Genomic DNA, 24,314 nt, shown 5'->3' on the forward strand with positions numbered 1-24,314 from the left:
CATGAAATCATTTCTGTTGTTGGGAACGCTGGCCTTGTCCAGCGTTCCCGTTTTTGCCGAGACCCACGCCGGTTACCCGATACAAAATACACCGGCCACGGGCGGTGAAGGCACGGTCAATCAGGCCGACACCAACGCCTATTCCCTGCCCCAGGGCAACCTGTCCATGACCAAACGCCTGGATTTCAGCGTTGGCAACAGTTTCTTCCGCAACCCCTGGGTGGAAGCGCCGGCCAGCACCGATGCCCGGGACGGGCTGGGGCCCCTGTTCAATACCAACTCCTGCCAGGGTTGTCACATCAAGGATGGCCGCGGACACCCGCCCGGCGTTGATGAGCCGCCGGTCTCGCTGTTCCTGCGCCTGGCGGTACCCGCCGATCCAGTCAAGGATGCAGAGCTCCTGCGCAAGCACGGTTTCAAACCCGCACCGGTCTACGGCAGTCAATTGCAGACCGCGGCCCTGCCGGCCGCAAAGCCGGAAGCAGACCTGCTGATTGACTGGGAGCCGGTTCAGGAAACACTCGGCGATGGAACGGTGGTTGAATTGCGAAAACCGGAATACCGCATTGAGAACCCCAACTACGGCCCAATGCCGGCAAATTTGCTGGTATCACCGCGGGTGGCACCACAGATGATCGGCATGGGCCTGCTGGAAGCCATCCCCATTGCCGATCTTCAGGCATTGGCCGACCCGGAAGATGCCGACAACAACGGGATTTCAGGCAAGCTCAATCAGGTGTGGGATGTCGCCAGCCAGCAAACGCTGCCGGGCCGGTTTGGCTGGAAAGCCGGGGAACCGGATGTACACCAGCAAAGCATGGGCGCCTTCGCCGGCGATATGGGCCTGACGTCGTCCATCAAGCCCACCACCGACTGCACCCCGGAACAACAGTGCGAACGATTTGCCCACGGTGGTGAGCCCGAAGTGAGCGACAAGGTCGCCGACTTTGTCACCTTCTACGCCAAGAGTCTGGCGGTACCTGCCCGTCGGGATATGGGCGCTGAATCCGTGCAGAAAGGCGCCAGGCTGTTCAATGAAACCGGCTGTGCCGGTTGCCACACCCCGAAATACCAAACCGGAGAAGTGGCCGACCGCCCGGATCTGAGCAACCAGACCATCTGGCCCTACACCGACCTGTTACTGCACGACATGGGCCCGGCCCTGGCAGACGGTCGGGACGAGTTCCTCGCTGACGGCAACGAGTGGCGCACGCCACCGCTTTGGGGCATCGGCCTGGCCCAGGTGGTTAACCCCCAGTCCGGTTTTCTGCATGACGGCCGCGCCCGCACGCTGGAAGAAGCCATTCTCTGGCACGGTGGCGAAGCCCGGCCGGCAGCCGACCGCTATCGTCAGATGGCCGAGCCGGAGCGCAGCGCCCTGATCGATTTTCTGAATTCACTCTGAGGATCCACTATGCAACCGATCACCAGACTGTTCCTCGCCTCCGCCCTGATTGTCTGCACTACGGCGGCACTCGGGGCCAACGCCGATACCCGGGCCCGCGAACAGTGGCATGGCGCAATTCAAAACGGCTACGAATCGCTGGCAACCAAAACCGAACAACTCGCATCGGCGGCGGTCGGCTACTGCAACGCACCGACGTCCGACAGCCGACCGGCCCTGAACGATGCCTGGCTCGATGCCTTCCTGGCCTGGCAGCGGGTCCGCTTTGTTGACTTCGGCCCGGTGGAGAACAACAACCTGTCCTGGCAGTTCCAGTTCTGGCCGGACCCGAAAAACCTGGTCGCTCGCAAGGCCCGGTATCTGCTTGGCACCGAAGCCCCCGTTAACGCCGAGGTGATCAACCAATCCGGGGTAGCGGTTCAGGGCTTTCCCATGGCCGAATACCTGCTATTCGATGAGCAACTCAACAGTGGAGAAAACGCCCTGCCCGCAGCCAAAAACTGTGAGGTGCTCTCGGCGGTCACCCGGCATATGGCACGTAATGCCCGGGGGCTCGCAGACAGCTGGGCGAGTTTCAAACAACACTATCTGGACACCGGGCCATACCGCGACACCACCATCAAAGCCGGCATGACGGCGCTTGAAATACTGGAAGAGCGACGGCTGGCGCAGCCCATGGGGCTAAGGGGCAATGGCAAACGCAACCCTTACATCACCGATGCCTGGCGCAGTGGCCAGAGCCTGACGGCGGTGGAAGCAACAGTGGCAGGGCTCGAGAAATTCTACCTTCCCGGATTGATCACCTTACTGAAAACCGACGGCGAGACCGAACTGGCAGAGCGCATTCAAAGGCAGTTTGAGAAAGTGGCTGACAACTTTCCGGAAGCCCGTGCTGCCATGGCAACGCTCATGGAGAGTGATGAGCGGTTCCGCATTCTGCAAGGGCTCTTTGTGGATGTTTCCCAGCTTTCAACGCTGGTCAATGACGAAGCCGCCGTGGCGCTTGGCGTAGTGCGTGGCTTCAACTCAAGTGACGGCGACTGAACAGGTATACCCATGCTCATCTATCGCAGAACCCTGATCAAAGCCACCGTCGCCGGAGCTATGGCCGCCACCCTCACCGGGTGCTCGTTGCTCCCCCGCAAAACCGGCCCACAGCCCGAACGCTATGCTGGCGCGGTTGGCCTGCCGGATCGACGCTTTGGCGTGAGTGCCTTTGATCGATCCGGCAACGTTCAGTGGCAGGCGCCGGTAGACACCCGATGCCACAGCGGCTGTAACCGGCCCGGCCGAAACGATACTCTGTTTTTTGAGCGCCGACCGGGCTGGTCGTTCTATGTGTTTGATGCAGAAACCGGCCAACGCAGACACCGCATCATGGCCCCGGAAGGCGAACACTTTGTCGGTCACGGCGTCTTCTCACCCGACGGCCGGTGGCTCTACGCCACGGCCAGCCGCTACCAGCCTGGCGAAGGCATTGTCACCGTCTACGATGCCGAGCAGGACTATAAACGGGTGGACACCTTTGAACTGGAAGGCATCGGGCCCCATGAGCTTACCCTGCATCCGGACGGCAACACTCTGGTCATCGGCCTGGGCGGCATTCTGACCCACCCTGATTACGACCGCATCAAACTCAATCTGGATACCATGCAGCCGGCCCTGATTCTGATGGACCGCCGGTCCGGCCAGATCGTTGGCCGCTTTGCCCCTGCCCACCACCAGCAGAGCTCCCGCCACGTCAGCGTCAGCACCGAAGGCAAAATCTATGTTGCCTACCAGTATCAGGGCCCGCTCTACGAGCGACCTCCGCTGCTGGCGCGCATAGAAGATGGGCAACTCCGGGAATATCGCTTTGACCCGGAAACCCAGGCCGCCCTCGGCAACTACATCGCCAGCGTGGTGGCCCATCCTGAAAACGACCTGATCGCCGCCGCTTCCCCCGTGGGCGGCACCGTTATTGTCTTCCGCGGCAAGACCGGGGAGCTGGTTGCCAAAGCCCGCATTACTGACTGCGCCGGCATTCAGACTCTGGCAGGAGGCGATTTCCTGGTGTCCTCGGGACAGGGCCGACTGGTGCAACTGAGCGCCGGACAAGCTGCGAAAGACATCGCGCGGCTACCGGTACAGTGGGACCACCACCTGGTCTGACCGGCACCGCTGGTCCTCCCGCTTAAGCACACCCGAGCTAACTGGTATGCTTGGCAAACATTTTTCCGGAGGACGGCCCTTTGCCAGCAACCAAACCCGACACCATCGACCAGCTCTACGGACTGATTGCCAACGAAGAGGACGCACGGGTCTGTAAAGACATCCCGGAGGAAGCCTGTCGGGAAGTACCCCGAAACTTCTTCCTGATTCTGTTCAGCAATGTGCTCACCAAACTCGGAGACTTGCTGATCAGCCCCAAGACCGTGCTGGCCTGGCTGATGAGTGCCGTTGGCGCACCGGCTCTGGTAGCCTGGTTGGTGCCTATCCGGGAATCCGGCTCCATGGTGCCACAAATGGTGATCGCCGCCTGGGTGCGTCGCAAGGCGGTGCGCAAATGGTTCTGGACCCTGGGCAGTTTCGGGCAGGCCGTCAGCGTGGCTGCGATGGCGGCAAGCGTGTGGTTTCTTGAAGGCTATGCGGCCGGTGGCGGTATTGTCGCGGCGCTTGTTGTGTTTTCACTGGCCCGGGGATTCTGTTCGGTCTCTATGAAAGACGTTCAGGGCAAATGTATCCCCAAAACCCGCCGGGGTCGGCTGTCTGGGCTGGCAACCACCATTGGTGGCACCGCCACGGTAGTGCTCACAGGACTGTTGTTCTGGGATCGGGGCGACCCCAGCATTGCGTTCTACACCACATTGCTGCTCCTGGCAGCTACGCTGTGGGTGATTGCCGGGGTTCTGTTTGCCAATGTGGAAGAGTACGCCGGGGAAACAGGGGGCGGTGGCAACGCTATCAACGAGGCTTTTAAAAGCCTGTCGCTGCTACGGGACGATGCGCCCTTCAGGCATTTTGTCATCACTCGTGCACTGCTTTTGTGTTCGGCTCTCGCGTCTCCCTATTTCGTGGTGCTCGCCCAACAGGAATCCGATATCGGCTGGATGCTGGGTGTCTTTCTGCTCGCCAGCAGTCTCGCCAGCTCCCTGAGCGCCAGCTTCTGGGGTTGGGCCGCCGACACCTCCAGCCGCCGAGTAATGATTCGGGGTGCCGCCATGGCCAGCTCGGTCTGCCTGGTGGTTGGTGTTCTGGCGCTGGTGCTGGGCCCCGGGTTTGGCGGTGCCTGGTTCTATCCGGTCGCGTTTTTTGTGCTGAGTATTGCCCATGCCGGCGTGCGCCTGGGGCGTAAAACCTATCTGGTGGATATGGCCGGTGGCAACAAACGGACAGACTATACAGCAGTCAGCAATACCGTTATCGGTGTGTTGCTGCTGGTAACCGGGGGGTTCACAGCCGCCATTTCCATGATTTCGGACGTGGCGGTGATTCTGGTATTGGGCCTGATGGGGCTGGCGGGTATGCTGAGCGCATTACGCTTGGAAGAAGTGACGGAAGGCTGAGCCATCAAGACCCCGTTACATCGGGGTCTTGCCATCGTTCAGGGCCAGGGCGCCTCTGACAATTCGGTAGATCACCCAGATCGCAATACCCAGCAGAATAAACCATCCCACGATCAGCATGGTGGTAATCACCCCGATGACTGTCCACAGCAAACCAATCCAGAAGGTGCGGATCTGCCAGCGGAAATGGGGCTCTATCCAGGTACCACGGACATCATCCAGTTTGACGTAGTTGATGATCACGCCCACCAGTGCCGTCACGCCTCCCAGGAAGAACGACAACGCCTGCAGGATGTAAACCACCACCGCCAGATTCCTCGCAGAGCTGGGCTCCTGTGATTGCTGGCCGTCAGGTTTTGCGGGGATGTACTCGGTTTCGGACACAGGCGTTCTCCTTGTTACGTCCCCGGCAGTCTATCACAGCCTTGGCGGGAGCCCAGTGCCGTCAATGCCCCGCCGGCCGATACCCAACCCGGAACCCACCCCAGTGCTTACCGTTCACATAGATGGGCACCGACAGATCGTGCATGATTTCACCGGTGTCCCGGCGATAGGTCTGCAGCAGCATACTCTCGGTATGACTCCCGCAGCGAATGCCAGTACGGTCATTGAACAAACGCTTGCTGCGGCTTTTCACCAGGTCCACTTCCGGATTACCACTCGGCGGGTGGGCAAAATCCTTGTTATGGGTAGGCACATAACCGTCCGGCGTGCAGGCGATGGAGAACACAATGGCCTCATGGGATTTCTTGATGGGCTCCTGTATTGCCGGAAACATCTGGTCAGTAAACCGATCGAAGCTGCTGGAATACTGTTGGGGCTGGGTGTTGGCAATCGGTGTTCGCTTCTTGTCAAACAGCGCCGCTTCACTCAAACGGCCCTCTCGAATTGCCGCCTCAAACAACTGGCCAATCTGCTGCGCCCCTTCCAGTGCTTTCTCATAAAACGGCCGGTGGTAGCTTTCGCTGCTGTTCAGCGCAAAGGCAGCATTCGCCTTCTCCGCCAGCTCCATCAACGTGGAAGCCTGGTCCGCCAGCGATGCCACACTGGTATCACTTTCGGATATATGGTCACGGACAGACTCAATAGCCGAAAACACCTGGGCCAGACTCTGCTCGTTGTTCTGGTCAATCTCGGCAATACGGGCAACCTGCTGCTGAACCCGGTCGGATTGATCCCGAATCTGATCCAGCTGGCCGCCAACGCTCTCTACAGATGCCAGCCCGTCTTCCACGGTTTTCGCCAGAGATTCAATGCGGGACACAATCTTGGTTGTATCATTCTGGATTTCGTCGAGGGTGTCCGCCACTTCACTGGTGGCTTGGGCAGTGCGCCCGGCCAATTGCCGGACTTCATCGGCCACCACCGCAAACCCGCGCCCCTGCTCACCGGCGCGGGCCGCCTCAATAGCGGCATTCAGTGCCAGCAGATTGGTCTGTTCGGCAATGCCCTGAATGGTGGAGGTCACGCCCTGGATCTTGCCGGATTTTTCATGCAGCGCCTGAATCAGCCGGAGGTTTTCTTCCGACTGCTGATGCAGCAGTCGCACACTTTCAATGGCCGACACCAATGACTGACGCCCCTCCACACTGACTTCGCGATTCTGCAGAGCCATGGTGGCAGCGTTAGTGGCCTGTTCCGACGATTCCCGAACCGATTCCGTGATCTGGCCGGCGTAATCGGCCATCTGGGCGGTTTCTTCCACCTGTCTGTCCAGGCGCTGCTTCACCTGATCCGCCGCAAACGAGACTTCGGCGGCCGAGATGGCATTCTTGTCGGCACTGGCGGAAAGCGTTTCAACCAGAGCTCTGCCAGCCCGGGCATCGGCCAGAAGCTGCGCACATTGAGCCCGCAGAGGATGATTATCCGCCAGGGAGCCATCATTCAGACCGTTAATCCCGCGTTCTATTGGTTCCAGCACCCTCAGAACCAGATAGCCGGCCGCGGCGGCGAGCCCTACGAGGAGCCCGATTAACAGAGACGCGGCATCGAGCCCCATCATCGGAGCCACCAGAATGCAGGCAATACCGAGCGCAACAGCAATGCCCACCCCCCATAAAATTGCAGTGCGATCGAGTAAACCCATGGTGCCCTCATCTTTATCATTGCTAACGCAAGCATGTTGTTATTGCAGGCCATCCCGGAGAGTAAAGAAATGATATGGGTTAATAACTGCTACTTTAGTGGATTAAAGATACCACTATTGCAGTGCCCAAGGGGTTTATCGGCATTTGGAAGGAAATCTGAAATACAGAAGAGAAAAGCCCGGGCGGAACGAGTCCGCCCGGGCTTTTTGGCAGAGCCTGACAACCGTTATGGCTGATCAGGCACCGATAACGCCGCTGTCATCGCGGGTAACGATAACCGTTGCATCACGCGGACGCGGATCGTTGGCATCGGGCCAGTTTGCTTCCGGGTGCTGGATATTGACGAACATGGTCTTCACATCCGGTGTGGAGACAACGCCTGTAACCTCACAGCCAACCGGCCCAACGAAGAAACGCTTGATCTCGCGGGTTTCCGGGTTGGCCGCCAGCATCATGTTGTTCTGATAAGGTGCTGCATCGGAGCCATCGGTCTGAATCCAGAGGCGACCGTTATAATCGAACCAGAGACCATCCGGACTGTTGAAGATGTTGTCATCAGTCAGAGATACGATGACCTGGTCGTCAACCACGGTTTCCGTGCCCTGCTCACCGGCGAACACGAAGATATCCCAGTCAAAGCTGGTCGCAGTGTGATCGTTGCCGTCTTCGCTCCAGCGAATAATATGACCGGTGCGGTTGTTGGCATTCGGGTTTGCCGCGTTAACCTGCTCCTCCGTCCGGCGGGAGTTATTGGTCAGCGTAAAGTAAACCTGACCGGAATTCGGATCTACAGCCCCCCACTCCGGGCGATCCATCGGGGTCGCACCTGCGATGTCGGCAGCCAGGCGAGTGTTCAACAAAACATCAGCCTGATTCTCAAAACCGTCAAACTGAACGTTGCCAACCATTTCGCCCTGGGCCGCAGCCACTTTGGCAGCAAAATCCGCATCGTTCAGATCCAGCGCCAGCCAGTCGCCCGAGCCATCGTCATTAAAGCGAGCCACGTAGAGCGTGCCCTCGTCCAGGAGGTAGCCTCCGGCCGTTGCAGCGTAATAGGGCTTCGAGGAGACAAATTTGTAGATGTACTCGAAACGGGAATCATCACCGGAATAACATACGACCGGCTCACCTTCCTTAACCGGCGCAAAAATCACACCCTCGTGACCAAAGCGGCCCAGCGCGGTTCGCTTCTGTGGTTTGCTCTCTGGAGTAAACGGGTCAATTTCCACCATGAAACCGTAGGTATTGGCCTCATTCCGGTAATCATCCGCCGCCGACGCACCCGTCGGGGTAACATCAAAGCGCACGTATTGATCCGCACCGCTGTCAGCCAACTCCCAGTCGTAGCGGCTTGAATCGCCGACGCCATGGCGGGTCTGCTCCCGGGGCTGCGTTGCATCGCTATTAGCGAAGTACCCGTGCCAGTTTTCCTCAGCCGCAAGGTAAGTTCCCCACGGCGTCGGGCCCATCGCGCAGTTGTTCAGAGTACCGCGGGTTTCCGTTGCATCCGGACTGTATTTGGTGACCAGTTTGTCGTAACCACGCACCGGACCACGGATATCCATTTCGGTATTACCCGTAACCCGGCGATTAAACGGACTCCCGAAAACAATATCCCACTTGCCGTTGTTGTCGCGTTTGATATGAACCACAGACACACCGTGCGCGGCGATTTCCTTGCGCACTTCATCGGCCGGACGCATACCGTTGATGTAGGTAGCCCCGTTGGCATGCAAAGCGCCTTGATTGATGTACTCATGGTTCATCACCAACAGACCTTCGCTGGAGCTGTTACCACCGGCTTTCAGATCAATCGGGAAAAAGTGCACGCCGTCATGATGCATGCCCATTTGCTGCTCTTGCTCTTCTCCGGTATTGGTGCCATCCGGCTTATAGGCCGGGTAAGACCCGGTAATTGGCGTGCCCCAGGGAAGAAACGCTTCAGAGGAGTATCCCTCGGGAACAACGACCTGATTCGCGGTTGAAGTAGGGACAGCCTTGAAACCCAGTTCAGTGCTGGATGTGTTTCCACCGGTAGTACCGCCATCGTTGTCACTATCACTGTCACTGCCACAACCCGCAAGCCCCAACCCCATAACGCTGGCCAGAGCGGCGCCTACGCTACCTTTCATGACGGTACGACGCTGCATTCTGGCAGACAGTACTTGATGGAACGGGGTGTTTTCGGAATGATTGACGACTGGCTCGTAGTTCGGGTCCAGGTAATTGGGATCAAGATCGTGCTTGGCCATGGTTTGCCTCTCTCGGATTGGTGGACAAGTCCTTTATTTCGAGAGGCAAGTGTCGGCAAGTAATGTGACAGGACGTAAACAGATTTAAGTCAGAATGTTTAACGTTCGATGACAACCGGTGAGACAGAAACAGAAACGGGGCCGAAGGGCCCCGTTTCGACGCGACTCAACTCAGGGGATTACTGAGTCATTTCGTCATAGCCTTCTTCCATGGAATCCGCAGCTTCTTCCATAGAGTCACCCGCTTCATCCGCGGCTTCTTCAATCTCGTCGCCAGCGTTTTCGACACCTTCCTGCATTTCACCAATCACGCCTTCATCCTGACCCGTGGCTTCTTCCCAGGTCTCTTCGGTGGCGTTAGCGGCGTCGTCCATCATTTCCTCGGCATTTTCACCCGCTTCTTCAAAATCCGCGCCTTCATCGCTCTCGGAGCTGCAGGCAGAAAGTCCAAGCGTGGCAACCAGTGCGAGTGCGCTCAAGGTAAACTTGTTCATAACATGTCCCTCTGTCGGTATATGTGTACAACGCCAACAGAGTAGAGGCAGCCCGCGGTCAATAGCAATTACCGGGCGATTACCCTTTCGTTAACCGCTCACCGTCGATCATGATGATGTGGTCCGCTGAGACCACCTGTCCTTTTCCCAGCACCACGAAATCCCGCCCGGCCCGGCTAAGCACTTCCCGGATAACGCCGTGAACCACGCAGACCTGTCCATTCGGGTCCTGATAGATGATTTCCGCCAGTTTCATGGCGCGCGCGTATTCCTGAAGCCGTTGTTGCAACGTCCAGGACATAGTAGCCGGAGATGGATTGGTGGCACTCATTCGACGCTTCCCTGTTTTTTTTGTTTCCAGAAGTCTGGACCACAAGCTCTGGATTCGCCAGCTGGAGCCTGATTGTCATTAGAGGCCAGTTCGCTTAACCAGACTCTCTTGCTTGTTGTATTGCCAGATTGTCCGACATAAATTGAACAAACAAACACAACGAGTTCCACGGAGAGCCCATATGAACGCCAAAGTGAAATCCTCGCTCGACACGCACCAGGTCGCCGCGCCCCGGAAAACCGGGGCACCGGATTCAAAAGACACCGCCACCAAGGCCGAGACCTGGAAAGATCCCAAGCGCTATATGTGGCTGTTGGGGCCTGCGCTTCCAGGCATTGGCCTTGCCGCTCTGACTGGCTATGCCCTGGCCCCGAAACGACTGAAGGCTCTGGCCTGGACCGGGCCAGCACTGGTGCACGGCATTATTCCGGCACTGGACCGGGCGATTGGTGAAGACAAGAGCAATCCTCCTGAATCGGCGGTAAAGACCCTGGAGCAGGACAAGTATTACGACCGTATTGTGAAGGCGTTTATCCCCACCCAGTACGCCATGACCTTCATGGGCGCCTGGCTGGCCAGCCGGAAAAACACGCCACTCGAGGACAAGATCGGCCTGACCCTGACCGTAGGCGCCATCAACGGGGTAGGCATCAACACCGCCCATGAACTGGGCCATAAGTCCAATAAACTGAACAAACTGATGGCCATGGCCGCCTTGGCTCCCACCGCCTACACCCACTTTGTGGTTGAACATAATTTTGGTCATCACAAGCGGGTAGCCACACCGGAGGACCCCGCCAGCAGCCGAATGGGCGAGAGTTTCTGGAAGTTCCTGCCCCGAACCGTGTTCGGAGGCATCAAGTCGTCGGTCAAGATCGAAAAGGCTCGGCTGGAACGCAAGGGTAAGAGCTTCTGGAGTTTTGATAACGAACTGCTACAGGGTTGGGCCATGACGGCCGGGTTCTTTGGCGCCACGACGCTGGTCTGCGGCCCGAGGGCGGTGCCGTTCCTGGCGGCACAGGCGGTTTATGGCGCCAGTCTGTTGGAGAGTGTGAATTACATCGAGCACTATGGTCTGTTGCGGCAGAAGGACAAGAATGGCAAGTATGAGCGCACGAAGCCGGAACACAGCTGGAACAGTAATCACATTGTGACCAACCTGTTCCTGTATCAGTTGCAACGGCATTCTGACCACCACGCCCATCCGACCCGGAGTTTCCAGGCCTTGCGCCATTTTGAGAAGGCGCCCCAGTTGCCGGGAGGGTACGCATCGATGTTGTTGCCGGCCTACCTGCCCCAGTGGTGGTACGAGACGATGGATAAGCGGGTCATTGACCACTATGAAGGGGATCTGTCGAAGATCAACTGGGATCCTGACCGCAAGGAGGAGCTGATGGCGAAGTATGCGGATTATGCTGCGGAAGTGGCAGCGGAGGCTGCGGCTCGGGGGGCTTCTGGTTCTTCTTCGGAGTCTGAGGCAGCCTGAGTCCGGGAGTTATGTTTCGGCCCTAGCCTTCGGGTTAGGTGCCGGCGGCGGGTTGGGGCCACCCTTCCGGGAGACGCCGTGAACCCATCCATGGGGGCTTGAGCGCAGCATCCCTGCTGCGCACACTCCCGGAAGGGTGGCCCCAACCCGCCGCTTTCGCTTCCGTGGGATAGTCGTTAATTCGACGATTCGCTAAGGACTAAACCTCGATTAACAGGGCAATCCTGCTACTTGCCTTTGAACACCGCCTCTCTTCTCTCCAGGAATGACTGGATTCCTTCTTTTACATCTTCGCTGGCCATGACCGGGCGTAGTTCCGGGAACAGGCGTTCCTTGGCCGCTTCCTGGCCTTCGGACACGACAATCTTGGACGATTTCAGGCTGCCCTGAACGCCTAACGGAGCCGCTCTGGCAATCTTCTCGGCGATTTCCATGGCTTTGTTGAGCTGTTCGCCGGGTTCCACGAGTTCCTGGATCAGGCCCCACTGGTAAGCCTGTTCGGCGGTCCATTCATCACCAGTGAGCAGGTAGCGCTGGGCGTTGCCCCAACCGATTTCCCGCTGCAGGCGAATGGTGGCGCCCCCGCAGGCGAAGATGCCGCGTTTGACTTCCAGCTGAGCGAAGCGGGTGCCTTTCGCGGCCACGCGGATGTCGGTGTTGAGCATCATTTCCACGCCACAGGTGAAGCAGATGCCCTGGGCGGCGAAGACGACGGGTTTGGTGAGGCCTTCTCCGGTAATGTGAAACGGGTCGAGTTCGCTTTCACCAGGTTCAATGCCTTTACCGTTGGCGAACACGCCAGCCCAGTCATCCAGTTGCAGGCCGCTGGTGAAGTGGTCACCTTCAGCGTACATCACTGCCACGCGCAGCTCCGGATCGTTCTGGAGCTGGTAATAGGCGGCGGCGATTTCGTGGTACATGGCCCGGTTCATGGCGTTCATTTTTTCCGGGCGGTTCAGGCCGATCTTCAGGATGTGACCCTGTTTTTCTACGTTTACCAGTGGCATTGGTGTTTTCCTCTGCTTTGGGATCCTAGCCTGGTTGCTTGGGTGGCATGCACGGTCAACGGGGAGGGCTTTTCAGGACACGCCCACGAGTACATCCCTGTAGGCTCGTTTCGGGCCGTCCATGGCCCTCAACGGTCCTGAAAAGCCCTCCCCGTCGCCCGCGCGTCACATTTCCGCGATATACCAGGCCACAGTTCCATAAATAGAACTCAGGTTTTGCCAAGCTTCGCTTTACTGTCCTGCGAAATGCACCCCTGCTCGGGCGCGAGCGGCTGGGAGCCCTTTCAGGGACCGTCTTTGGCCATCCATGGCCAAAGTCGAGCGCACAGGGAAGGGCTCGTAGCGTGTCCCTGAAAGGGCTCCCAGCCGATCGTGCCTACGCCGAAACATGCAGGCTGCAAGGGGGCAAACTCAGAACCACGAAGCCTTCATGTTCAAACACGTATCATCCTGATTCCGCAGCAACACCAGATCCTGAGCCACGGTGGGTAATTCCCAGTGGAAGAAGTACTGGGCGGCCTGGAGTTTGCCCTGGTAGAAGTTGCGTTCGCTGTCGCTGTTGGCAGAGGCCAGAGCGTTAGCTGACGCATTAGCCTGCCGCAACCACATCCAGGCCACGATAATGTGGCCGAACAGGTGCAGATAGCAGCTGGCGTTGGCCAGGGTTTTGTCGACTTCGCCGCCCATCAGGGATTTGCCCAGGCTCTGGGTGACTTTTACTGCCTGCTGCAGGGTTTCGCTGAGGGACAACGCCCACTGCTGGCAGCGCTCAGTGGTGGCCGACTGCAGATCAACCTGCATTTCCTGCATCAGCAACTGCAGGCCATGGCTCTGGTCCTGCCAGATTTTACGGCCCAGCAGGTCCAGAGCCTGGATGCCGTTGGTGCCTTCGTGGATGGGGTTCAGGCGGTTGTCGCGCCAGCACTGCTCGACCGGGTATTCGCGAGTGTAGCCGGCGCCGCCGTAGACCTGGATTGCCAGATCGTTGGCTTTCGGACCGTATTCCGAGGGCCAGGCTTTGATCACCGGGGTAAGCAAATCCAACAGCTTGCCGGCTTCCATTCGCTTCTGTTCATCCGGGTGGGTGTGCTGGTCGTCCATCAGGCGAGCGCCATACAGGCACAGGGCCAGGCCACCTTCGCTGTAGGCTTTCTGGGCCAGCAGCATGCGGCGTACGTCCGCGTGTTCGATGATGGGTACTTGCGGACTTTCCGGATTCTTTTCGCTGGCCTTCCGGCCCTGCAGGCGGTCCTTGGCGTATTCCAGGCTGTGCATGTAGCCCCGATAGCCGATCACAGCGGCGCCGAAGCCCACACCAATGCGGGCTTCGTTCATCATCTGGAACATGTACTTCAGGCCCTGATGGGGTTCGCCTACCAGGTAGCCGTGGCAGGGAGCATCGTCACCGAAGCTCAGGGCGGTACTGGTAGTGCCACGATAGCCGAGTTTGTGGATCAGGCCGGCGAGGCTGACGCCGTTACGGTCGCCCGGGTTGCCGTTCTCGTCCACATGGAATTTCGGGACGATGAACAGGGAGATGCCTTTTACGCCCGCCGGTGCACCTTTGATTTTCGCCAGCACCATGTGAACGATATTTTCGGTGATGCTCTGCTCGCCACCAGAGATGTAGATTTTGGCGCCTTTGATCAGGTAGTGGCCGTCGTCGGTGGGCGTGGCGGAGGTGCGGATGTCCGCCAGGCTGGAGCCGGCGTGGGGCTCGGTCAGGGCCATGGTTCCGCTGTAGCGGCCGCTGAGCATATTGGGCAGGAATTTGGTTTTCTGTTCGTCGTTGCCGAATACACGAATCAGGTTGGCGGCGGCGGTGGTCAGAAACGGGTAGCCAGCGGTGCCCGGGTTGGCGGCGGTGAAGAAGCCGTTGCAGGCCGCCATGACGGATTCCGGCAGTTGCATGCCGCCGAGGTCGTAGTCGTATCGGCCAGCGAGGAAGCCGGCTTCGGCGTAGGCATCGAAGGCCTGTTTGACGTCCGGGAGCATTTCCACCTGGCCATTGACGAACTTGGGTTCGTCTTTGTCGGCAGCGCTGTTGTGGTTGGCGAATTTTTCTTTCGCCATCTTGTCGGCGGTTTCGATGACGGCGTCGAAGGTGTCTTTGCTGTGTTCGCTGAAGCGCTCGCGCTGGGTGAGGGATTCTGTGTCCATCACCTCGTAAAGTTGGAATGCGAGGTCGCGGCGGTCGATCAGGGTGTCGGTCATTCTTGGTCTCCTATTGATTGGCCATAGCGTCTCATAACGGCTATGGTTGTTGGAATTGTCATTTCTGACTTATTCTTGGTTGAATCCGCCACCACCTAGTGGTGACTGACGCCCGGCAGGAGGTGTGGGGGAGCTTTCCGGGAGACGCCGTGAACCCATCCATGGGGGCTTGAGCGCAGCTTCCCTGCTGCGCACACTCCCTGAAAGCTCCCCCACACCTCCCGCCTACTTCAGCATCGGCTGATCAAGCTTCACACAACCACGGAGCATTCCTGCATTGAAAACCGTCACCATCATCGGCTTCAACGGAGCTCTGGCCAGTGCTATCACCGGTATGATCGACCTGTTTCGCCTGGCCGGGGTGACCTGGGCCCGAATTCATGGCGAGCAGCCGACGGCATGGTTCAGAACCCGGCTGCTGACCGAGGATGGCGAGCCCTGCCGATGCATCAATGGCGTGACCCTGTTGGCGGATGATTCCTGGCAGGATATTGACAAACTGGGTGCCGATGACCTGCTGATTATTCCGACCATTGGTGCGCCCATTGATGAAGTTCTGCAAACCAACCCTCTCCTGATTCAGTGGCTTTCAAGGTTTGAGGCCGCGACGCCCGGCGATGTTCGGGTGGCCAGTAACTGTACCGGCGCGTTTTTATTGGCGGCGGCGGGGTTACTGGACGGTCGGGAGGCCACCACACACTGGGGGTTTGGTGAACAGTTCAGACGGCAGTTTCCGGCTGTAAATCTCCATGCCGACAAGCTGGTCACGGTTGATGGCCCTGTGGCCTGCGCCGGGGGTGGTATGGCCTGGTGGGATCTGGGGGTGTATCTAGTTGAGCGGCTGGCAGGTGCGCAGGTGGCCAGGGAGTTGGCGAAGGCGTTTGTGATTGACGCCGGGCGCACGAGCCAGGCTCCCTATAGCGTGCTGCAGGCCAAGCGATACCATTCAGACAAGGTGGTTCACCAGGTTCAGGATTGGCTGGAGGCGCATTTCAGAGAGCCGGTTTCATTGCCAGAGCTTTCCAGCGTCGCCGGGTTATCTGAGCGGTCGCTGTTGCGACGGTTCCGGCAAGCGACGGGGGATTCACCCTCCACCTATCTGCAGCTGCTTCGGGTGGAGGAAGCTCGCAGGCTACTCGAATCCTCAACGGGAGGGCTTGAGTCGGTCACCCGGGCGGTCGGGTACGAGGATGTGAGTTCGTTCAGCCGGCTGTTTCGTCGGCATACGGGGCTTTCGCCGGGTGCCTATCGGGCGAAGTTCGGCCGATAGTACAGAGTCACGGGTCACAATTCAGTCTTTGGTCGCGTTTCTGTGGCGCGGGTTATGCATCAAACTGTCTTGTAGGCGATTTTTTGCCGCTGTACGTAAATAATCTTGACAGTATTAACCCTTCGGGGGAGGTCGTTTCCATGAACGCACCGTTGAAGCAGAGCCGGGCCGATGTACTTAACCGGCTGTACGATATGAAGCGCAAGCAGCTCGCGCAGGCCAGTCAGCAGGGTAACAGCCTGCGTTGCCAGGTGTTGGAGGCAGAAGCAGAGGCGATTTCCAATGCCCTGAAAACCGTTCGATAGCCATTTATCCAGACAACAGCTATCGAACGCCACTTCCGGTCAACTGATGACGTAGCCGGTCACTTTTTAGATGGCTGCCGCAATTTCGGTTCCCTGACGGATGGCCCTTTTGGCATCCAGCTCTTCCGCCACATCAGCACCGCCAATGAGGTGCGCTTTCACGCCTTTATCCGCAAGCTGGTCGAACAGTTCCCGATAGCTTTCCTGTCCCGCGCAGATGATCACGTTGTCCACGGGCAGAACTCTGGTCTCGCCGGTCTTTCCGTCCTTGTCGGTCAGGGTAATATGCAGGCCTTGATCGTCGATTCGGTCGTAACGGCAACCCCGGAGCATTTCGACGTCCCGATGCTTGAGGCTGCTTCGGTGCACCCAGCCTGAGGTTTTGCCCAGGCCGCCGCCGACTTTGCCGGTTTTACGCTGCATCAGATAGATCTTGCGGGGCGATGGGGTCTGCGCCAGTTCAGCCAGGCCACCGGGGCCCTCAAACGTGGGATTCACCCCCCATTCCGCCTGCCATTCAGCAACACTCACCTGTTCGCCTTCCGGGTGTTTGCCAAAGTCGTGAGTCAGGAATTCACTGACATCAAAACCGATACCACCCGCCCCGATCACAGCAACCGACTTGCCCACCGGTTTGTTGTGGCGTAGTACATCCAGGTACCCGAGCACTTTCGGGTGGTCGATGCCTTCAATCTTCGGTGTTCGTGGTTTGACGCCGGTGGCGATGATCACGTCGTCAAAGCCCTGTTCGATCAGCTCGTCGGCCCCCACACGGGTTCCGAGCCGCAGGTCGATTTCCAGCAAATCAATCTGACGCTGAAAATAACGCAGGGTTTCGTAGAACTCTTCCTTGCCCGGAATGCGTTTGGCGTAATTGAACTGGCCGCCAATTTTGTCGTCAGCTTCAAACAGGGTCACCTTGTGCCCCCGTTTTGCTGCCGTGGTGGCTGCCGCCAATCCAGCGGGCCCGGCGCCAACCACTGCTACGCGTCGAACCACAGGCGCAACCGTGAGCACCAGTTCAGTCTCGTGACAGGCCCGGGGGTTTACCAGACAGGAGGCGCGCTTGGCCTGGAACACATGGTCCAGACACGCCTGGTTGCAGGCGATACAGGTATTGATCTCGTCGCCGCGCCCCTGTTCCGCCTTGCGGACAAACTCGCTGTCGGCCAGCAGCGGACGAGCCATGGACACCATGTCTGCCTTACCGGCAGCAAGGATTTCCTCGCCTTTTTCAGGCGTATTGATACGGTTGGTGGTACATACCGGGATGTCCACCTCGCCATAGAACTTGGCTGTCACATCCGCAAAGCCGCCGCGGGGTACCGAGGTCACGATGGTGGGGACGCGGGCCTCATGCCAGCCAATACCCGTGTTGATAATGGTCGCACCGGCTTTCTCGATAGCCTTGCCCAGAGTGACGATCTGCTCCCAGGTCTGGCCGCCTTCCACCAGATCCAGCATGGACAGGCGGTAAATAATGATGAATTCCGGCCCGACCGCCTCACGCATGCGGCGAACGATCTCCACCGGCAAGCGCATTCGGTTTTCGTAGGGCCCACCCCACTTGTCGGTTCGCTTGTTGGTGCGTTCACACAGGAACTGGTTGATAAAATAACCTTCGGAGCCCATCACCTCAACGCCGTCGTAGCCGGCGAATTTAGCCAGCTTGGCGGCATTCACGAAGTCATTGATCTGCCGTTCCACACCTTTTGTTGAGAGGGCTCTGGCCTTGAACGGACTGATCGGTGCCTTGGTGGCCGAGGCCGACACAATCAGCGGCTGATAACCATAACGACCGGCGTGCAGCAATTGCAGGCAGATTTTTCCGCCCGCTTCATGTACGGCCCCGGTCACATGACGATGCAGCAAAGCAGTCGCACGGTTATTCATCGTAGACGCCAGCGGGGCCAGCTGCCCCACCAGGTTGGGAGAAAAGCCACCGGTTACCATGAGCCCGACGCCACCTTCCGCCCGTTCGGCAAAATACCGGGCGAACTTGTGGATATTCCAGAAACGGTCTTCGAGGCCGGTATGCATCGACCCCATCAGCACCCGGTTCTTGAGCTCAGTGAACCCCAGATCAAGCGGTTTCAGCAGGTTGGGATAGGCGTTGGTCATGGCGCACTCTCATCGAATATTTATCGGGAGTATACACTTGATCAATGGCAAGTTGACTTGACCTGACCGACGGGCCACGTATCATCGCATTTCAAGTTTGACTGACGGAGCAACCATGACCGCAAGGTCCTTCGGCTGCATTAGAATCACCCGCCCACCCGTTACCGCTGACATCGCGCGGCATCGGGGACGCCTTCCGTATTTCCCGGACCCGCCTGTTTCCTGCTGAATCCACCCGATCCATGCCGACCCGATCCCGATGCTCATCGTGCACGGTGGCTGGTCGGAGACTAGACTCAGGCAAACACGCCTTTGGTACTCATGTAAAAGAACACCGATAACGAGGTTGCGATGTCGCTACCGCTGGTTGTATTTCTGCCATTTCTGGGGGCTATAGCTGCCCCGCTGTTTGCCCTTGGAGGGCGAACAGCAATTGCGATTGCCTCTTCTGTTCCGGCGCTTATTGCCCTGGCTGCCCTGTTTCCGCACTGGGAAACACTGGCCAACGGTGGCACCGTCCTGCAATCCTGGGAGTGGTTACCGGCGATCGGCATTTCCTTCAGCTTCCGCCTCGATGGACTGTCTCTGCTGTTCGCACTGCTGATTCTGATTATTGGCGTGCTGATCATTCTCTATGCCCGCTATTACCTGAAGCCGGCCGAGAATATCGGGAAGTTTTACGCGCTGCTGCTCTGTTTTAAAGGCTCCATGCTGGGCATCGTACTCTCCAGCAATCTCTTGCTGATGATGATTTTCTGGGAACTGACCAGTCTCACCTCGTTCCTGCTCATCAGTTTCTGGAACCACAAACAGGACGCTCGTCGTGGCGCCCGCATGGCGCTGGCGGTGACCGGTGGCGGTGGGCTGGCGTTGCTCGCGGGCATTCTGATCATCGGCAACATTGTCGGCAGCTTTGAACTGGACGATGTGCTGGCGGCCGGCGATGTTATCAAAGCCCACGCCATGTACCCCGTCGCCCTGACGCTGGTACTGCTGGGCGCCTTTACCAAGTCTGCCCAGTTCCCGTTCCATTTCTGGCTACCCCATGCCATGCAGGCGCCAACGCCGGTTTCGGCCTACCTGCACTCCGCCACCATGGTCAAGGCCGGTATTTTCCTGATGGCGCGTTTGTACCCGGCATTGGCTGGTACGGAACAATGGTTCTACATGGTCAGTTTTACCGGCATGGCAACTTTGCTGATTGGCGCCTACGTGGCCATGTTCAAGCATGACCTGAAAGGGCTGCTGGCGCACTCCACCGTCAGCCACCTGGGCCTGATCACGCTGCTGTTCGGTATGGGTACCGAGCTGGCGGCGGTGGCAGCGGTATTCCACGTCATCAACCATGCCACCTTCAAGGCCTCACTGTTCATGGCCGCCGGTATTATCGACCACGAAACCGGTACCCGGGACATGCGCCGGATTAACGGCCTGTGGCGATACATGCCCCATACGGCCACTCTGGCCATGGTGGCCGCGTCATCCATGGCCGGGGTTCCGCTGCTGAACGGCTTCCTGAGCAAGGAAATGTTCTTTGCCGAGTCCCTGCAACTGAATCTGCCCGGCATCTGGGCCTGGCTGCCGCCGATCGTCGCCACGCTGGCCGGTATTTTTGCGGTCGCCTATTCCGCACGTTTTATTCACGACGTGTTCTTTAACGGCAAGCCCGTCAATCTGCCCATCTACCCGCCCCACGAACCGCCCCGGTACATGAAAATCCCGGTGGAGATCCTGGTCTTCGCCTGCATCATGGTAGGCATGTTCCCGGCGGTATCGGTCGGGCCTCTGCTCTACGCTGCCGCCCACGCCACCCTTGGCGGCGAGGTACCGGATTATCAACTGGCGGTTATCCACGGGTTTAACCTACCACTGATCATGAGTTTTGCGGCTTTCTTTGGCGGTTTGATCATGTATAGCCAGCGCCAGAAATTCTTTGATTTCCACGCGCGCTTCAAGGAAATCGACGAGAAGGCCGTATTCGAAGCGATCGTACTGCGGATCGTCGACCTGGCGAACGGCTTTACGGCAAGAATCGAGAACGGCTCTCTGCAAAGATACGGCATGCTGCTTGTGGTCAGCGTGCTGGCAGTCGCTGCCATGCCACTGCTGGATCTGGGTATCTTCATTGGTGAGACCGGCCTGAGCCCTGTGGACTGGCCCACGGCCATTGCCGCAGGCGTACTGATCATTTGTGCCCTGTTGACGGCGGCCGTGCACCGGCAGCGATTTTACGCGCTGGTTGTGCTGAGCGTGGTGGGCCTGATCGTTGCACTGGCGTTTGCCCGCTTCTCGGCGCCCGACCTGGCCATGACCCAGTTGTCGGTGGAAGTGGTGACCATTGTTCTGCTCATGCTGGCGCTCTACTACATGCCTGGCTGGACACCCGTGGAAACCCCACTGAAACGTCGCTTCCGGGATATCGCTATCGCGGGTATTGCCGGTATTGGTATGACTCTGGTTACCCTGGCCATGTTGACGCAACCGTTCAGTTCGATTTCCGATTTCTTCCTTGAGAACAGCAAACCGGGCGGTGGCGGCACCAACGTGGTCAACGTCATCCTGGTGGACTTCCGGGGCTTTGATACCCTGGGCGAAATCACGGTTCTGGCGATTGCTGCCCTGGGCATTTACGCGCTGCTGAAAAATACGCCGCTGACGCCACCACCCAGTGATGGCGAAGGCCATGCCTGGTCACGGGATGCCTACCCGTTAATGCTGCGCTTGATTGCCCGGCCACTGTTGCCGCTGTCCCTGATGGTGTCGGCATTCATCTTCCTGCGTGGCCACAACCTGCCCGGCGGCGGATTTATCGCGGGTCTGATCACCTCGATAGCCCTGATCCTCCAGTACATTGCCAGTGGCCTGAACTGGACCCAGGACCGGATTCCGTTCAAATATCACAACGTCATTGGCCTGGGCCTGTTGTTCGCAACCATTGCCGGCGCGGCCAGCCTGGCCTTCGGCTATCCGTTCCTGACCTCAACATTCGGCTATATCACCTGGCCGGTAGTCGGCAAGTTCGAGGTAGCCTCAGCACTGGTCTTCGACCTGGGTGTTTATCTCACGGTAATCGGGGCCACCCTGTTGGCGCTGGTGACCATTGGCCGCATATCGCCGCATTCGGCCATCAAGAGTAAGAGGGAGGGCGCGTAATGGAACTTGTCTATGCATTGGTGATTGGTGCCCTGACCGCCTCCGGCGTTTATCTGCTGCTGCGGGCGCGCACGTTCCCCGTGGTGGTTGGCCTGACACTCCTGTCTTACGGGGTAAACCTTTTCCTGTTCTCCACTGGCCGGCTGGCTACCGGCAAGCAACCGATTATCGGCACTGCGGAAAGCTATGCCGACCCACTGCCGCAGGCGCTGGTTTTAACGGCCATCGTGATTGGCTTCGCCATGACAGCCTTTGTGGTGGTGATGTCGCTACGAAACCTTGCGGATAACGAAGATGACCATGTTGATGGCAAACAACCCTATAAATCGCCAGCACCGGAGCAGGAAGACGAGGAGGTAACCGGTAAATGAACCATTGGCTTACCGCTCCGATTCTGATTCCTCTGCTTGGCGGCATTCTGCAGGCACTGATGGGCTATGCCCCCATCACTCTGCGCCGAACCCTGGCACTGGCAACCACCGTGCTGATCCTGGTCTCGGCCATAGTCCTTCTGGTGCTGGCAAACGACGGCAGTTACCGCATTTATGCTTTTGGCAACTGGCAGCCGCCGTTCGGGATTGTCCTGGTTCTGGACCGGCTGGCCGCGCTGATGCTGGTCATGACCTCTGTTCTGGCCCTGTTCTGTCACCTCTATGCCATCGGCGGCGCCGATGAGGGTAACCGACAGTTCCACGCGCTGTTCCTGTTCCAGTTGATGGGCCTCAACATCGCCTTCCTGACCGGTGACCTGTTCAACCTTTTCGTTGCCTTCGAGGTGCTTCTGATCGCCTCCTACGGCTTGCTGATGCATGGTGGAGGCACCATAAGGACTGTACCTGGCCTCCACTACGTGGTTCTCAACCTGATCGGCTCGGCGATCTTCCTGATCAGTGTGGGCATGATCTACAGCGTCACCGGCACCCTGAATATGGCAGACCTTGCGGTCAAGGTTCCCCAGGTAACCGGTGAAAGCCTGAATATCGTCAAGGCCGGCGGCATGATGCTGCTGGTAGTCTTTGGCCTGAAGGCCGCCATTCTGCCGCTGTGTTTCTGGCTGCCCCGTGCCTACTCCAAAGCCACGGCGCCCGTTGCGGCTCTGTTTGCGGTCATGACCAAGGTGGGCATCTACGCCATCCTGCGGGTATACCCGCTGGTGTTTGGCGACGAAGCCGGTGAGCTTGCCAATCTCGGCATGGATTGGCTGTTCCCGATCGCTCTGGCCACCCTGGCCATGGGCGTCATAGGCGCTCTGGGCTCTGGTAGCCTGAAGACGCTTGTGGCCTGGCAGGTAATCATATCCGTGGGCACCCTGCTGGCTCCCATCTCTCTGGGCTCCGAAGCCGGCTTGTCTGCCGCCTTGTTCTATATGCTCAGCACGACCTGGACCGTCGGCGGCCTGTTCCTTGTATCGGAACTGATAGCCAACCAGCGCGGCAGCGCGAATGATCGCATCATCACCGCGCCCAGAATGCATAACCGCACCTTCCTGAGCGTGCTGTTTCTGATCGGTGCCGTTGCCGCCGCCGGGTTGCCTCCGCTCAGCGGCTTCATTGGCAAGCTGCTGATTCTACAGTCCGTTGAGCCCGGTTTCGAAATGGCCTGGCTCTGGTCAGTGCTGCTGGTTGGCAGCTTCCTCACAATCATTGCCTACAGTCGGGCCGGCAGTATTGTTTTCTGGCGAACCGTCGACGGCCACCTGGAAAAGCCGGACCCATTGAATGGTCGGATTTCTGTGGCAGCTGGCGCGCTCACCGCACTGGCGATCGTCCTGGTCGTGTTTGCCGGTCCAATAACACGCTATACCGATGCAACGGCCGAACAGCTACACAATAACAGTGCCTATATCGAAATCCTGCAGATGCCTATGGTCGGGGAGGATAACTGATGCTTGATCGACTGAGGTTTCCCCACCCCTGGCTGAGCCTGACCCTGTTCGTCATGTGGCAATTTCTGAGTGACGGCATCAGTGGCGGCAGTATTGTTCTTGGGCTGATCCTGGCCTGGATAATCCCCCTGATGACCCAGGGTTTCTGGCCAGATCCACCCACCTTGCTCAAGGCCTGGAAGACACCTGCCTACCTGTTGCGGGTTCTGTGGGACATTGTGGTCGCCAGCGTTGATGTGGCAAGGCTGATACTGAGCCCTCGCGAACCACGCCCGATGTTCATCTGCTACACCCTGGAACTCAAGGATCCGCTGGCTATCAGCATTCTCGCCAGCACCATTTCCCTGACGCCGGGCACCGTTAGCGCGGATGTGAGCGATGACAACACACTGCTGCTGATTCATGCCCTGGACGCCGAGGACGAGCAGGAAGTCATCGACACTATCCGGAACCGGTACGAAAAGCCTTTGCTGGAGATGTTCCAATGATGCTAACCGCGCTCTACATCACCATTGCCATGGTCACGCTGGCCGCCTTGCTGAACGTGTACCGCCTGATCAAGGGCCCGGATGCGCCGGACCGGATACTGGCGCTGGACACCCTCTACATTAACGCCATCGCATTGATCATTCTGTTGGGCATCACGCTTAAAACCCGCATGTACCTTGAGTCTGCGCTGCTGATTGCGGTTATGGGATTTGTTGGAACCGTCGCCATGGCCAAATACCTCAAGCGCGGCAGCGTCATTGAATAACCCGG

General features: G+C 58.5%; 20 protein-coding genes. 12 read left to right on the top strand and 8 right to left on the bottom strand.

From position 1 onward, the window contains the following. Position 1: 1 nt before the first annotated feature. The 4 genes from ACF8YQ_RS12810 (at position 2) to ACF8YQ_RS12825 (ending at position 4,950) form a co-directional block, all read left to right on the top strand. Positions 2–1,405, top strand: coding sequence for a di-heme oxidoredictase family protein (locus ACF8YQ_RS12810; RefSeq protein ID WP_226595597.1), 1,404 nt, complete (start codon positions 2–4; stop codon positions 1,403–1,405). A gap of 9 nt (positions 1,406–1,414) precedes the next feature. After that, positions 1,415–2,449 (top strand): imelysin family protein, encoded by a 1,035-nt coding sequence (locus ACF8YQ_RS12815; RefSeq protein ID WP_396621615.1) that lies wholly within the window; start codon positions 1,415–1,417, stop codon positions 2,447–2,449. A gap of 12 nt (positions 2,450–2,461) precedes the next feature. Beyond that, entirely contained in the window at positions 2,462–3,556 is a 1,095-nt protein-coding gene (locus tag ACF8YQ_RS12820) for a DUF1513 domain-containing protein (RefSeq protein WP_014422203.1), read from the top strand. Positions 3,557–3,636: 80 nt separating this feature from the next. Beyond that, entirely contained in the window at positions 3,637–4,950 is a 1,314-nt protein-coding gene (locus ACF8YQ_RS12825) for an MFS transporter (protein WP_014422204.1), read from the top strand. 15 nt (positions 4,951–4,965) lie between these two features. On the opposite strand, the gene ACF8YQ_RS12830 is transcribed toward ACF8YQ_RS12825, so the two are convergent. The 5 genes from ACF8YQ_RS12830 to ACF8YQ_RS12850 form a co-directional block, all read right to left on the bottom strand. Next, entirely contained in the window at positions 4,966–5,334 is a 369-nt protein-coding gene (locus ACF8YQ_RS12830; RefSeq protein WP_396621616.1) for a DUF4870 family protein, read from the bottom strand. 61 nt (positions 5,335–5,395) lie between these two features. Beyond that, a complete protein-coding gene (locus ACF8YQ_RS12835; RefSeq protein ID WP_396621617.1) occupies positions 5,396–7,036 on the bottom strand; it encodes a methyl-accepting chemotaxis protein in 1,641 nt (546 codons plus the stop codon). 237 nt (positions 7,037–7,273) lie between these two features. Then, a complete protein-coding gene (locus ACF8YQ_RS12840) occupies positions 7,274–9,289 on the bottom strand; it encodes a PhoX family phosphatase (protein ID WP_141067164.1) in 2,016 nt (671 codons plus the stop codon). A 179-nt stretch (positions 9,290–9,468) separates the two neighbouring features. Then, positions 9,469–9,783 (bottom strand): hypothetical protein, encoded by a 315-nt coding sequence (locus ACF8YQ_RS12845; protein ID WP_226595591.1) that lies wholly within the window; start codon positions 9,781–9,783, stop codon positions 9,469–9,471. A 79-nt stretch (positions 9,784–9,862) separates the two neighbouring features. After that, a complete protein-coding gene (locus tag ACF8YQ_RS12850; RefSeq protein WP_022987979.1) occupies positions 9,863–10,114 on the bottom strand; it encodes a hypothetical protein in 252 nt (83 codons plus the stop codon). A 181-nt stretch (positions 10,115–10,295) separates the two neighbouring features. Here ACF8YQ_RS12850 and ACF8YQ_RS12855 point away from each other — a divergent pair, with 181 nt between their 5' ends. Continuing rightward, positions 10,296–11,600, top strand: a complete 1,305-nt coding sequence (locus ACF8YQ_RS12855; RefSeq protein ID WP_396621618.1) for an alkane 1-monooxygenase — start codon at positions 10,296–10,298, stop codon at positions 11,598–11,600. Between the two features lie 227 nt (positions 11,601–11,827). On the opposite strand, the gene ACF8YQ_RS12860 is transcribed toward ACF8YQ_RS12855, so the two are convergent. Together ACF8YQ_RS12860 and ACF8YQ_RS12865 are read right to left on the bottom strand one after the other, a co-directional pair. Next, positions 11,828–12,607: a crotonase/enoyl-CoA hydratase family protein gene (locus tag ACF8YQ_RS12860; RefSeq protein WP_396621619.1), complete on the bottom strand. Its 780-nt coding sequence runs from the start codon at positions 12,605–12,607 to the stop codon at positions 11,828–11,830. A 411-nt stretch (positions 12,608–13,018) separates the two neighbouring features. Further along, the gene (locus ACF8YQ_RS12865) at positions 13,019–14,821 is read right to left on the bottom strand and encodes an acyl-CoA dehydrogenase (RefSeq protein WP_396621620.1); all 1,803 of its coding nucleotides are present in this window, start codon (positions 14,819–14,821) and stop codon (positions 13,019–13,021) included. A gap of 277 nt (positions 14,822–15,098) precedes the next feature. On the opposite strand from ACF8YQ_RS12865, the gene ACF8YQ_RS12870 reads away from it, so the two are divergent. Together ACF8YQ_RS12870 and ACF8YQ_RS12875 are read left to right on the top strand one after the other, a co-directional pair. After that, positions 15,099–16,091: a GlxA family transcriptional regulator gene (locus tag ACF8YQ_RS12870; protein WP_396621621.1), complete on the top strand. Its 993-nt coding sequence runs from the start codon at positions 15,099–15,101 to the stop codon at positions 16,089–16,091. 140 nt (positions 16,092–16,231) lie between these two features. Beyond that, complete coding sequence (locus tag ACF8YQ_RS12875) at positions 16,232–16,396, top strand: hypothetical protein (protein ID WP_011786291.1); 165 nt, start codon at positions 16,232–16,234, stop codon at positions 16,394–16,396. 66 nt (positions 16,397–16,462) lie between these two features. Here ACF8YQ_RS12875 and ACF8YQ_RS12880 read toward each other — a convergent pair whose 3' ends face one another. Next, positions 16,463–18,517 carry an FAD-dependent oxidoreductase gene (locus ACF8YQ_RS12880; protein WP_396621622.1) on the bottom strand — a complete coding sequence of 685 codons (2,055 nt, stop codon included), beginning with the start codon at positions 18,515–18,517 and terminating at the stop codon, positions 16,463–16,465. Between the two features lie 351 nt (positions 18,518–18,868). On the opposite strand from ACF8YQ_RS12880, the gene ACF8YQ_RS12885 reads away from it, so the two are divergent. From ACF8YQ_RS12885 to ACF8YQ_RS12905, 5 genes are read left to right on the top strand one after another with little or no spacing between them, the layout of a single operon-like run. Further along, entirely contained in the window at positions 18,869–21,670 is a 2,802-nt protein-coding gene (locus ACF8YQ_RS12885) for a monovalent cation/H+ antiporter subunit A (RefSeq protein ID WP_011786293.1), read from the top strand. Next, on the top strand, positions 21,670–22,041 hold the full coding sequence (locus tag ACF8YQ_RS12890; RefSeq protein WP_011786294.1) for a Na+/H+ antiporter subunit C: 372 nt from the start codon (positions 21,670–21,672) through the stop codon (positions 22,039–22,041). Before ACF8YQ_RS12885 ends, ACF8YQ_RS12890 begins: the two co-directional genes overlap by 1 nt. Continuing rightward, positions 22,038–23,555, top strand: coding sequence for a monovalent cation/H+ antiporter subunit D (locus ACF8YQ_RS12895; RefSeq protein WP_396621623.1), 1,518 nt, complete (start codon positions 22,038–22,040; stop codon positions 23,553–23,555). Before ACF8YQ_RS12890 ends, ACF8YQ_RS12895 begins: the two co-directional genes overlap by 4 nt. After that, positions 23,555–24,043 (top strand): Na+/H+ antiporter subunit E, encoded by a 489-nt coding sequence (locus tag ACF8YQ_RS12900; protein WP_023009135.1) that lies wholly within the window; start codon positions 23,555–23,557, stop codon positions 24,041–24,043. Before ACF8YQ_RS12895 ends, ACF8YQ_RS12900 begins: the two co-directional genes overlap by 1 nt. Beyond that, positions 24,040–24,309, top strand: coding sequence for a K+/H+ antiporter subunit F (locus tag ACF8YQ_RS12905; protein WP_011786297.1), 270 nt, complete (start codon positions 24,040–24,042; stop codon positions 24,307–24,309). Before ACF8YQ_RS12900 ends, ACF8YQ_RS12905 begins: the two co-directional genes overlap by 4 nt. Positions 24,310–24,314: the final 5 nt, after the last annotated feature.

It is taken from the genome of Marinobacter sp. W-8 (assembly GCF_044342215.1).
Lineage (GTDB): Bacteria > Pseudomonadota > Gammaproteobacteria > Pseudomonadales > Oleiphilaceae > Marinobacter > Marinobacter nauticus.

Bases quoted from the DNA above. Each gene is read 5' to 3' on its own strand.
- ACF8YQ_RS12810 (WP_226595597.1), top strand. From the start codon at position 2: ATGAAATCATTTCTGTTGTTGGGAACGCTGGCCTTGTCCAGCGTTCCC.
- ACF8YQ_RS12815 (WP_396621615.1), top strand. From the start codon at position 1,415: ATGCAACCGATCACCAGACTGTTCCTCGCCTCCGCCCTGATTGTCTGC.
- ACF8YQ_RS12820 (WP_014422203.1), top strand. From the start codon at position 2,462: ATGCTCATCTATCGCAGAACCCTGATCAAAGCCACCGTCGCCGGAGCT.
- ACF8YQ_RS12835 (WP_396621617.1), bottom strand. From the start codon at position 7,036: ATGGGTTTACTCGATCGCACTGCAATTTTATGGGGGGTGGGCATTGCT.
- ACF8YQ_RS12840 (WP_141067164.1), bottom strand. From the start codon at position 9,289: ATGGCCAAGCACGATCTTGATCCCAATTACCTGGACCCGAACTACGAG.
- ACF8YQ_RS12845 (WP_226595591.1), bottom strand. From the start codon at position 9,783: ATGAACAAGTTTACCTTGAGCGCACTCGCACTGGTTGCCACGCTTGGA.
- ACF8YQ_RS12850 (WP_022987979.1), bottom strand. From the start codon at position 10,114: ATGAGTGCCACCAATCCATCTCCGGCTACTATGTCCTGGACGTTGCAA.
- ACF8YQ_RS12855 (WP_396621618.1), top strand. From the start codon at position 10,296: ATGAACGCCAAAGTGAAATCCTCGCTCGACACGCACCAGGTCGCCGCG.
- ACF8YQ_RS12860 (WP_396621619.1), bottom strand. From the start codon at position 12,607: ATGCCACTGGTAAACGTAGAAAAACAGGGTCACATCCTGAAGATCGGC.
- ACF8YQ_RS12865 (WP_396621620.1), bottom strand. From the start codon at position 14,821: ATGACCGACACCCTGATCGACCGCCGCGACCTCGCATTCCAACTTTAC.
- ACF8YQ_RS12875 (WP_011786291.1), top strand. From the start codon at position 16,232: ATGAACGCACCGTTGAAGCAGAGCCGGGCCGATGTACTTAACCGGCTG.
- ACF8YQ_RS12880 (WP_396621622.1), bottom strand. From the start codon at position 18,517: ATGACCAACGCCTATCCCAACCTGCTGAAACCGCTTGATCTGGGGTTC.
- ACF8YQ_RS12885 (WP_011786293.1), top strand. From the start codon at position 18,869: ATGTCGCTACCGCTGGTTGTATTTCTGCCATTTCTGGGGGCTATAGCT.
- ACF8YQ_RS12890 (WP_011786294.1), top strand. From the start codon at position 21,670: ATGGAACTTGTCTATGCATTGGTGATTGGTGCCCTGACCGCCTCCGGC.
- ACF8YQ_RS12895 (WP_396621623.1), top strand. From the start codon at position 22,038: ATGAACCATTGGCTTACCGCTCCGATTCTGATTCCTCTGCTTGGCGGC.
- ACF8YQ_RS12900 (WP_023009135.1), top strand. From the start codon at position 23,555: ATGCTTGATCGACTGAGGTTTCCCCACCCCTGGCTGAGCCTGACCCTG.
- ACF8YQ_RS12905 (WP_011786297.1), top strand. From the start codon at position 24,040: ATGATGCTAACCGCGCTCTACATCACCATTGCCATGGTCACGCTGGCC.